We start from the raw sequence: 10,235 nt of genomic DNA on the forward strand, positions 1-10,235 counted from the left end.
CCCCCCCCCCCCCCCCCCCCCTCCCCCCCCCCCCCCCCCGCCTCCCCCCCCCCCCCCCCCCCCCCCCCCCCCCCCCCCCCACCGGTCTTCGTGCGTCCGCTCCGGGCGTCAGGCCGCGGAGCCCTCCGCGGCAGCGGCCGCCGCGGCTGCCGCCGCGCGCTTCTCGCCCTCGGCCTTGGTGCGCTTGACGAAGCGGACCGTCCACAGGGCCAGGCCGCCGAGCGTCCCGTAGATCAGGAACGGGCTGATGGTCACCATGGTGGAGGTGTCCAGCACGTAGGAGAGGGCGACCCGGACCAGCGCCTCGATGATGTAGACCACGCCCCACACCAGGGTCATGCGGCGCTGGGCGTTGCGGAAGCCCTCGAACTGCCACAGGCCGTTGTAGTAGGCCACGCCCGCCGGGGTGCCGTCGGTGCCGAACTTCCGGCCGAAGTAGAACATCAGCGGACGCGGCGCGAGCAGCGTGGCCAGGCACAGGAGCCCGAACAGCCCGGTCACGGCGGAGTCCTTGACCAGCAGGGCCCGGGTGGACTGGGCGCCGACGAGCGAGACGACGGCCGTGATCGCCAGGAACACCAGGGTGATGACGGCGAACTCGTCCAGCTTGCGGCGCCAGGCCACCATGATCACGCTGTCGAGCACCGGCCAGATGCCGCTGGCCAGCAGCGCCGAGGCCTCGCTCCAGCCGTGGTCCTCGGTGAGGATGTTGTAGGTCAGGATCGGCGCGACCACGTTGAACGCGATGGTCAGGATCAAGCCGATCGCGGCGGCCCCGCCGGACCGTGCGGGTGGTGCGGGCTGTGCTGCTGCTGTGGACAAGGGGTCCCCCTGGACGTACCTGATGAGTGCGGTAAGGGGACCGTAAGGAAACGTGACTGACATGTACAAGTCGACATGCCCAAAAATGATCGCCAAACTGTCCGGAAGGAATGATTCCGGTCAACTGGGCCCGTGGCGGTGCCCGTTCAGGGGCGCAGGCCCCGGATCAGCAGCGCCGTCACGGCTTCGAACTCCGTGAGGATCGTGGGGGAGAGCCAGTCCGCCACGTACTGGGGGTCGTGGAACCGGCCCGTGGCGTCGAAGACGGCGCGGGCGGCCGCCGCGACGTCGGGCGCGGCCAGTGTGCCGGCGGCCACGCCCTCGGCGATGATCCGCGTCAGCTGGTCGATCAGCTCGCCGAGATGCGCGTCGACCACCCCGCTGTTCTCGCCGAGCAGCACCGTGTACGTCGCGAACAGCTCGGGATCGTCGCCCGCCTTGTGCCGCTTGGCCTCGAAGAGGGCCTCCAGCCAGGACTCCAGCTTGGAGGGCGCGGGCTCCCCGGGTGCCGAGGCGATCTTCTCCAGCATGACCACGCTCTTGGCGAGCCAGCGGTCCGTGACCGCCTCGCGCAGCGCCGCCTTCGAGGGGAAGTGCCGGTAGACGCTGCCGTGGCTCACCCCCAGGGCGCGGGCGACGTCCACGACGGTCGCCTTGGTGGGGCCGAAGCGGCGCAGCACCTCCTCGGTGGTTTCGAGGATGCGCTCGGGGGTCAGGGGCTCGGCGGCAGCGGAGGGCATGGGTACGACCGTACCGCCAGCTCAGTGCTCGCTGTCGAGGTGGGCCATCTGCGCCGCCGGGTAGCGCTCGCCCGCTGCCGCTCCCGCGGGGACGGCCTCCTCGATGGCGGCGAGGTCGGCGGCGGTCAGCCCCACCCGCATGGCACCCAGTGCCTCGGCGAGGCGGTCCCGGCGGCGGGCGCCTACCAGCGGCACGATGTCCTCGCCCCGCGAGAGCACCCAGGCGATGGCGGTCTGCGCGACGGTGACCCCCTTCTCCTCGGCGACCTTGCGCAGGGCCTCGACCAGGTCGAGGTTGCGGTGCAGGTTGTCGCCCTGGAAGCGGGGGCTCATCCCGCGGAAGTCGCCGGGGGCCAGGGCGCGGTCACGGGTGAAGTGCCCGCTGATCAGGCCGCGGGAGAGCACCCCGTACGCGGTGACGCCGATGCCGAGCTCGCGGGCGGTGGGTAGGATCTCGTCCTCCATGCCGCGCGATATCAGGGAGTACTCGATCTGGAGGTCCGAGATCGGGGCGACGGCCGCGGCCCGGCGCAGCGTGTCCGCGCCGACCTCCGAGAGGCCGATGTGCCGTACGTGCCCGGCCTGGACGGCCTCGGCGATGGCGCCGACCGTCTCCTCGATCGGGACGTCCGGGTCCACGCGGGCGATCCGGTAGATGTCGATGTGGTCCCGGCCGAGCCGCTGGAGCGAGTAGGCCAGGAAGTTCTTCACAGCCTCCGGCCGGCCGTCGTAGCCGGTGAAGCCGCCCTCGACCGTACGCAGCGCACCGAACTTGACGCTGGTCAGCGCCTGCTCGCGGGCCGCCGTCGGCGCCGTGCGCAGGGCCTCGTTGATCAGCAGTTCGTTGTGGCCCATGCCGTAGAAGTCGCCGGTGTCGAGCAGCGTGCTCGTGCCCTCCGGGGCGGCCTCCAGGTAGGCGTGGATGGTGGCGAGGGACTCGGCCCGGTCGGCCTCGCCGTAGAGGGCGGACATGCCCATGCAGCCCAGCCCCAGGGGGAAGACGGCGGGGCCGGTGGCGCCCAGCCGGCGGGTGGCGGTGGTGGTGTTCTCGTTCGTCGTCATGGAACGAGAATGGCATGACGGATGACAGATTTCAATATCTGTCATCCGTAAGCGTGAAGGGGTGACCCGGGAGGGGGCGTGGACATACGAGTGCGGCCGGACCCGCCGAGGGGGTCCGGCCGCACAGGGCCGCGCTCGTCGCCGCAGGTCAGCCGGCCGGAGCCGGGCCCGGCGCCGGGGGCATCCCGCCGTCCATCCGGGGCCCGGGGCCCGGGCCGGAGGCCTGCCCTGGCGGGGGAGCGGAAGGGGCTGCCGAGGGCCCTTCGAAGGACTGCGCCGTGCGCAGCGCCGTGGCGTGGGCCCACGGCCCGGTGGTGACCGCCCCGACCACGAGGACCAGGAGCGCACAGCCGGTGATGATCCACCAGGCCGGCCGGGTCGCCGTCGCGAAGTCCGCGCCGCCCGCCGTGCCGGCCGCCAGCACCGCCCCGATCACGGCCACGCCCAGCGCCCCGCCCGTCTGCCGGCTGGTGGAGGCCACCGCGGCCGCCACCCCCGCCTGGGCGCGCGGCATGCCGGACACCGCCGTATTGGTGATCGGCGCGTTGACCAGGCCGAAGCCGATGCCGAAGAGCACGTACCCGGTGAACATCAGCGGCGTGGAGGTCTCCGCGGAGAAGGCCGCGAACAGCAGGCCGCTCGCGCCCATGGCCACCCCCGAGACCAGCAGCGACGGCCGCGGCCCGTACGTGGCGACCAGCCGCCCCGACACCGGCGCGCAGAGGAAGGCGAACGCGGCCATCGGGAGCATGTGCAGCCCGGCGTCCAGGGCGTCCAGCCCCCGCACCTCCTGGAGGTAGAGGGTGGTCAGGAAGAGGAAGCCGGAGAGCGAGGCGAAGGTGCTCACCGCGATCACGGTCGCCCCGCTGAAGGGGGCGCTGCGGAAGAAGCGGGGGTCGATCAGCGGGTCCGCCCGCCGGGACTCGTAGTACAGGAGCCCGGCCAGCGCGGCCGCCGCACCCAGCGCGCACCCGAGGATCGGCGGCGAGCTCCAGCCCTCGGCCGGGGCCTCGATGATCGCGTACGTCACCCCGCCCAGCAGCGCCATCACCAGCAGCTGGCCCACCGGGTCCGCCCGGCGCGGCCGCTCGGACCGGGACTCGGGGACGTGCCGCAGGGTCAGCACCAGGGCGAGCAGCCCCACCGGCACGTTGACCCAGAAGATGGACCGCCACCCCACCGAGTCCACCAGCAGCCCGCCGACCAGGGGGCCCGCGGCCATCGAGATCCCGACCACCGCACCCCAGACGCCGATGGCCCGGGCGCGCTCCTTCGGGTCGGTGAAGGTGTTGGTGATGATCGACATGGCGACCGGGTTGAGCATCGCCCCGCCGACGGCCTGGAGCATCCGGAAGGCGATCAGCCATTCCAGGCTCGGCGCCAGCGAGCACAGCACCGACCCCGCCGTGAAGAGGACCAGCCCCCAGGCGAACACCCGGCGGCGCCCGATCCGGTCCGCCGTGGACCCGGCCAGTATCAGCAGCGAGGCGATGACCAGGGTGTAGGCGTCGATGGTCCACTGCATCCCGGAGACCGAGGCGTGGAACTCGCGGCGCATCGCGGGCAGCGCCACGTTCAGGACGGTGTTGTCCAGGCTGACGATCAGCAGGCTCATGCAGCAGATCGCCAGCACCAGCAGGCGGCGCCTGCGGCTCATGTGATCCACGACACTCGTGTGATGCATACCGCCGATAGTACGGCTAACTAACGAACACGGCTTGGGCGAGAATGGAGGGATGAGCACGCTCCCCCCGCCCCTCGCGATCGGCCCGCACACCGTGCAGCCCCCCGTGGTGCTGGCGCCCATGGCCGGCATCACCAACGCCCCGTTCCGTACGCTCTGCCGCGAGTTCTCGGGCGGCAAGGGGCTGTTCGTGAGCGAGATGATCACGACACGCGCCCTGGTCGAGCGCAACGAGAAGACCATGCAGCTGATCCACTTCGACGCGACGGAAAAGCCGCGCTCGATTCAGCTGTACGGGGTGGACCCCGTGACGGTCGGCAAGGCCGTCCGCATGATCGTGGAAGAGGACCGCGCCGACCACATCGACCTCAACTTCGGCTGCCCGGTCCCCAAGGTCACCCGCAAGGGCGGCGGCTCGGCCCTGCCGTACAAGCGCAACCTGCTGCGCGCGATCCTGCGCGAGGCGGTCGCGGGCGCCGACGGCCTGCCGGTGACGATGAAGATGCGCAAGGGCATCACCGACGAGCACCTCACCTACCTCGACGCCGGCCGGATCGCCGTCGAGGAGGGCGTCACCGCCATCGCCCTGCACGGCCGCACCACCGCCCAGCACTACGGCGGCACCGCCGACTGGGAGGCCATCGCCCGGCTCAAGGAGCACGTCCCGGAGATCCCGGTGCTCGGCAACGGCGACATCTGGTGCGCCGAGGACGCGCTGCGCATGGTCCGCGAGACCGGCTGCGACGGCGTGGTGGTCGGACGCGGCTGCCTGGGGCGGCCCTGGCTGTTCAACGACCTGGTCGCCGCCTTCGAGGGGCGCCCCGAGGACTTCCACAGGCCGAACCTGCGAGAGGTCGCGGCCACGATGCTGCGGCACGCCCAGCTGCTGGGGGAGTGGATCGGCGACGAGGCGCGCGGTGTGATCGATTTCCGTAAGCACGTCGCCTGGTACCTCAAGGGCTTCGCCGTCGGTTCCGAGATGCGGGGCAAGCTCGCCGTCACCTCCTCCCTGGCCGAACTGGACGCTCATCTGAGCGAGCTGGACCTGGACCAGCCCTGGCCCGACGGTGCCGACGGCCCGCGGGGCAGGACGTCCGGAAACAACCGAGTTGTCCTGCCGGACGGCTGGCTGAAGGATCCCTACGACTGCGCCGGGGTGAGCGAGGACGCCGAGCTGGACACGTCCGGAGGCTGAGAAATCGCCCTCCGTGCCGCGTGATATACGCCACGCATGGGAGAGGTTTCGCTCAGATGAGCGCGTAAGTCACGGGTAAGACTTTCAAAGGGTGGCACTGGGTGCCACCCTTTGTGCGTTCAAGAGTTGAACGCAAATGTATCGATGATCGCTCATCCGAGCGGGATCAAGCCTCAATGAGCCCCTCACGCTTCGGCTTCTGAAGACTCTTCGTATGTTCGCATTACCGACCGGTTACTTTCGATCCACTGGCGCACGGGTGGTTACGCCCTCATGACGGCCAAGTGGACGTACCGCGAAGCCTTCGATCTGGGTATGTTCCTGGCCGTCAGGGCAGCCACCCGAGTCCTCGAGGAGTCGAGACCCGTGTCGGAAAACAAAGATCAGAAGTTCGTCTACGACTTCACCGAGGGCAACCGGGACCTCAAGGACCTTCTCGGCGGCAAGGGGGCCAACCTCGCCGAGATGACCAACCTGGGTCTCCCCGTCCCTCCCGGCTTCACCATCACCACCGAGGCCTGCAAGGTCTACCTCGAGAGCGGTTCGGCCCCGGCCGAGCTCCGCGACGAGGTCAGCGCGCACCTCGCCGCCCTCGAGGCGAAGATGGGCAAGAAGCTCGGCCAGTCGGACGACCCGCTGCTGGTCTCCGTCCGCTCCGGAGCCAAGTTCTCCATGCCGGGCATGATGGACACGGTCCTCAACATCGGCCTCTCCGACGAGTCCGTCGTCGGCCTCGCCGCCCAGGCCGACAACGAGCGCTTCGCGTGGGACTCGTACCGCCGCCTGATCCAGATGTTCGGCAAGACCGTCCTCGGCGTCGAGGGCGAGCTCTTCGAGGACGCCCTCGACGAGGCCAAGGCCGCCAAGAAGGTCACCGTCGACACCGACCTCGACGCCGCCGACCTCAAGAAGCTGGTCAAGGTCTTCAAGAAGATCGTCTCCAAGGAGGCCGGCCGGGAGTTCCCGCAGGACGCCCGCGAGCAGCTCGACCTCGCCGTCGAGGCCGTCTTCAACTCCTGGAACACCGACCGCGCCAAGCTCTACCGCCGCCAGGAGCGCATCCCGAGCGACCTGGGCACCGCGGTCAACGTCTGCTCGATGGTCTTCGGCAACCTCGGCCCCGACTCGGGCACCGGTGTCGCCTTCACCCGCGACCCCGCCAGCGGCCACGCCGGCGTCTACGGCGACTACCTGCAGAACGCGCAGGGCGAGGACGTCGTCGCGGGCATCCGCAACACGGTCCCGCTCGCGGACCTGGAGGCCATCGACAAGGCCTCGTACGACCAGCTCATGACGATCATGACGACGCTGGAGACCCACTACAAGGACCTCTGCGACATCGAGTTCACGATCGAGCGCGGCCAGCTGTGGATGCTCCAGACCCGCGTGGGCAAGCGCACCGCCGGCGCCGCCTTCCGCATCGCCACCCAGCTCGTCGACCAGGGCCTGATCAGCGAGGCCGAGGCGCTCCAGCGCGTCACCGGCCACCAGCTGGCCCAGCTGATGTTCCCGCGCTTCGACGACGGTGCCAAGACGACCCTGCTGGGCCGCGGCATCGCCGCCTCCCCGGGTGCCGCCGTCGGCAAGGCCGTCTTCGACTCGTACACGGCCGTCAAGTGGTCCCGTTCCGGCGAGAAGGTCATCCTGATCCGCCGCGAGACCAACCCCGACGACCTCGACGGCATGATCGCCTCCGAGGGCATCCTGACCTCGCGCGGCGGCAAGACCTCGCACGCCGCCGTCGTGGCCCGCGGCATGGGCAAGACCTGCGTCTGCGGCGCCGAGGAGCTCGACGTCGACACCAAGCGCCGCCGGATGACGGTCGGCGAGACGGTCATCGAAGAGGGCGACGTCGTCTCCATCGACGGCTCCACCGGCAAGGTGTACCTCGGTGAGGTACCCGTCGTGCCGTCCCCGGTCGTCGAGTACTTCGAGGGCCGCATGCACGCCGGCGCCGACGACGCCGACGAGCTGGTCGCCGCCGTGCACCGGATCATGGCGTACGCGGACCGAGTCCGCCGCCTGCGGGTCCGCGCCAACGCCGACAACGCCGAGGACGCGCTGCGCGCCCGCCGCTTCGGCGCCCAGGGCATCGGCCTGTGCCGCACCGAGCACATGTTCCTCGGCGAGCGCCGCGAGATGGTCGAGCGCCTGATCCTCGCGGACACCGACGGCGAGCGCGAGGAGGCACTCAGTGCCCTCCTGCCGCTGCAGAAGCAGGACTTCATCGAGCTGTTCGAGGCGATGGACGGGCTGCCCGTCACCGTCCGCCTGCTCGACCCGCCGCTGCACGAGTTCCTGCCCGACATCACCGAGCTGTCGGTGCGCGTCGCCCTCGCCGAGTCCCGCAAGGACGCCAACGAGAACGACCTGCGCCTGCTCCAGGCCGTGCACAAGCTGCACGAGCAGAACCCGATGCTGGGTCTGCGCGGCGTCCGCCTCGGCCTGGTCATCCCCGGCCTGTTCGCCATGCAGGTCCGGGCGATCGCCGAGGCCGCCGCCGAGCGCAAGAACGCCAAGGGCGACCCGCGCGCCGAGATCATGGTCCCGCTGGTGGGCACCGTCCAGGAGCTGGAGATCGTCCGCGAGGAGGCCGACGCGATCATCGCCGAGGTCGAGGCCGCCACCGGCACCAGCCTCAAGCTCTCGGTCGGCACGATGATCGAGCTGCCGCGCGCCGCGCTGACCGCCGCCCAGATCGCCGAGGCCGCGCAGTTCTTCTCCTTCGGCACGAACGACCTGACCCAGACGGTGTGGGGCTTCTCCCGCGACGACGTCGAGGCCAGCTTCTTCACGGCCTACCTGGAGAAGGGCATCTTCGGGGTCTCGCCCTTCGAGACCATCGACCGGGACGGCGTCGGCTCCCTCGTGCGCCACGCGGTCGAGCAGGGCCGGGCCACCCGCCCCGACCTCAAGCTCGGCGTCTGCGGCGAGCACGGCGGCGACCCGGAGTCGGTGCACTTCTTCCACGAGGTCGGCCTCGACTACGTCTCCTGCTCGCCGTTCCGGATCCCGGTGGCGCGCCTGGAGGCCGGCCGCGCCGCCGCCGAGGCCAAGGGCTCCGACAGCCGCTGAGACCCTCCAGGGGCCCTTCGGGGCCCCGCCCGGCCCGTGAGGGCCCCCAGGGCTCCCTGAGCCCCACAGACTGCGCCCTCCCCCGGTTCCCTGACTGCCGGGGGAGGGCGCAACCCATTTCGGCGCCTGGTGCGAGACGGCCCGTATCGCGAAATTTTCAACAATGTCATTACAGCGCCAGGCGGTGGACGGATCCCCACCCGTCCACCGCCTGCCGCCTATCCGCCAGGCACGTCGGCGCTTCCCGGTGCGACCGACCGCCAGGCTCCGCAAAGCCCCCCACGGCCTTCACGGAGCGTTTCGGTCGCACCGGAGTGTGCCTGGCGGAGTACAGGATTTCGCTTGTCACGCCTCTGCCGAAAGGGGTTTCAACTGTGGCCGAAAGGGCGTGGTGACCACGTGTGACGGCATGCATACTCGTGGGGCGGGGGGATTGCGGTTGCACAGGTGGGGGTTCGGTGCTTCGTATCCATTTCACTGGAGTGGACCTGGCACGCGTACGGATGGCAGGGCGTCCCGATGCGTTGTGGGAAACGATTCTTAGTTTTCATCGCTTAAGAGACCGGCGTGACGCCCGGTTCTTCGGCGAATGGCGCACGGAAACCCGGAGCAGGTTGAATGGTGAAACAAGGCTGCTGGGTGCGCTCATACCGGCTCGCGGCTATTTCCCCGATTTCCTGACCCCGGCCGAGGGCCAGTACGGGTGGGACCTCGGGCTCGACGCGCTGCGCGCGCTGCGCCCCGAGCGGCTGCGCCGGGAGCTGTCCCTCGTGGGCGCCGGCGCCGGGACGGGCTTCGGGGCCGCCTTCGGGACCCCGCCGCCGACCCGGCTGCGGGAGTTCATGGACGGCGGCACCAAGCACCTGCCCCGGCTGCTGGGCGAGCTGCGCGCCTACCACCGGGCGGCCGTGGAGCCGTACTGGAGCCACATCCAGGCCCAGATAGAGGCCGAGCGGGCGGCACGCGGCCGCGCCCTCCTCGACGGGGGCGCGGACGAGCTGCTGGCCTCGCTGCCGCCGATGCTGCGCTGGCGGGCCCCGGTGCTGGAGTGCGAGTACCCGGTGGACCGGGACGTACGGCTGCGCGGGCGCGGGCTGCTGCTCCAGCCGTCCTTCTTCTGCCGCCGGACGGCCGTGACGCTGCACGACCCGGAGCTGCCGCCGGTGCTGGTCTACCCGGCCGCCGCCCAGCTGGCCTCCGCGGCGGCGAGTGGGGAGGCCGCCCGGCCGGCCGAGGAGCAGCGCCAGCGCACCCTGGGCAAGCTGGTCGGCCACACCCGCTCGGTGGTGCTGCGGGCCATCGGCGACGGGGCCACCACGAGCGAATTGGCCCGCCGGGCCGGGGTCTCCCTGGCCTCGGCGAGCCAGCACGCCTGCGTGATGCGCGAGGCGGGCCTGGTGACGACCCTGCGCCACGGCAACGCGGTCCTGCACACGGTGACCCCGCTGGGCGCGGCCCTGCTCAAGGGCGGCGCGGTGGTCTCCTGAAGGATCGGTTCTCCGGACGCGCCGCGGGGGGGGGGGGGGGGGGGGGGGGGGCCCCGGGGGGGGGGGGGGGGGGGGGGGGGGGGGGAAGGGGGAGGGGGGGGGGGGGGCCCAACCAGTGGATGAGCGGGGCTGCGCAGCGCAACAAGAAGAACCCGCGACTGCAGCTAAAT

General features: G+C 71.1%; 7 protein-coding genes. 3 read left to right on the forward strand and 4 right to left on the reverse strand.

What is annotated here, in order from left to right; genetic code table 11:
- Positions 1 to 108 precede the first annotated feature (108 nt).
- The 4 genes from AC07A6_RS15185 to AC07A6_RS15200 all read right to left on the reverse strand — a co-directional run bounded on the left by AC07A6_RS15185 (position 109) and on the right by AC07A6_RS15200 (position 4,308).
- Positions 109 to 822 carry a VC0807 family protein gene (locus tag AC07A6_RS15185; protein ID WP_478777393.1) on the reverse strand — a complete coding sequence of 238 codons (714 nt, stop codon included), beginning with the start codon at positions 820 to 822 and terminating at the stop codon, positions 109 to 111.
- 146 nt (positions 823 to 968) lie between these two features.
- On the reverse strand, positions 969 to 1,562 hold the full coding sequence (locus tag AC07A6_RS15190) for a TetR/AcrR family transcriptional regulator (protein ID WP_362462040.1): 594 nt from the start codon (positions 1,560 to 1,562) through the stop codon (positions 969 to 971).
- Positions 1,563 to 1,583: 21 nt separating this feature from the next.
- Positions 1,584 to 2,624, reverse strand: a complete 1,041-nt coding sequence (locus tag AC07A6_RS15195; RefSeq protein WP_386271779.1) for an aldo/keto reductase — start codon at positions 2,622 to 2,624, stop codon at positions 1,584 to 1,586.
- Between the two features lie 148 nt (positions 2,625 to 2,772).
- Positions 2,773 to 4,308, reverse strand: coding sequence for an MFS transporter (locus AC07A6_RS15200; protein ID WP_362462046.1), 1,536 nt, complete (start codon positions 4,306 to 4,308; stop codon positions 2,773 to 2,775).
- A gap of 52 nt (positions 4,309 to 4,360) precedes the next feature.
- Here AC07A6_RS15200 and dusB point away from each other — a divergent pair, with 52 nt between their 5' ends.
- The 3 genes from dusB to AC07A6_RS15215 all read left to right on the forward strand — a co-directional run bounded on the left by dusB (position 4,361) and on the right by AC07A6_RS15215 (position 10,065).
- Positions 4,361 to 5,503 (forward strand): tRNA dihydrouridine synthase DusB, encoded by a 1,143-nt coding sequence (dusB, locus tag AC07A6_RS15205; RefSeq protein ID WP_478777394.1) that lies wholly within the window; start codon positions 4,361 to 4,363, stop codon positions 5,501 to 5,503.
- A gap of 366 nt (positions 5,504 to 5,869) precedes the next feature.
- Complete coding sequence (gene ppdK / locus AC07A6_RS15210) at positions 5,870 to 8,578, forward strand: pyruvate, phosphate dikinase (RefSeq protein WP_362462050.1); 2,709 nt, start codon at positions 5,870 to 5,872, stop codon at positions 8,576 to 8,578.
- A gap of 458 nt (positions 8,579 to 9,036) precedes the next feature.
- Positions 9,037 to 10,065, forward strand: coding sequence for an ArsR/SmtB family transcription factor (locus AC07A6_RS15215; protein ID WP_362462053.1), 1,029 nt, complete (start codon positions 9,037 to 9,039; stop codon positions 10,063 to 10,065).
- The last annotated feature ends 170 nt before the right edge of the window (positions 10,066 to 10,235 follow it).

Source organism: Streptomyces sp. NPDC044002 (assembly GCF_056434525.1).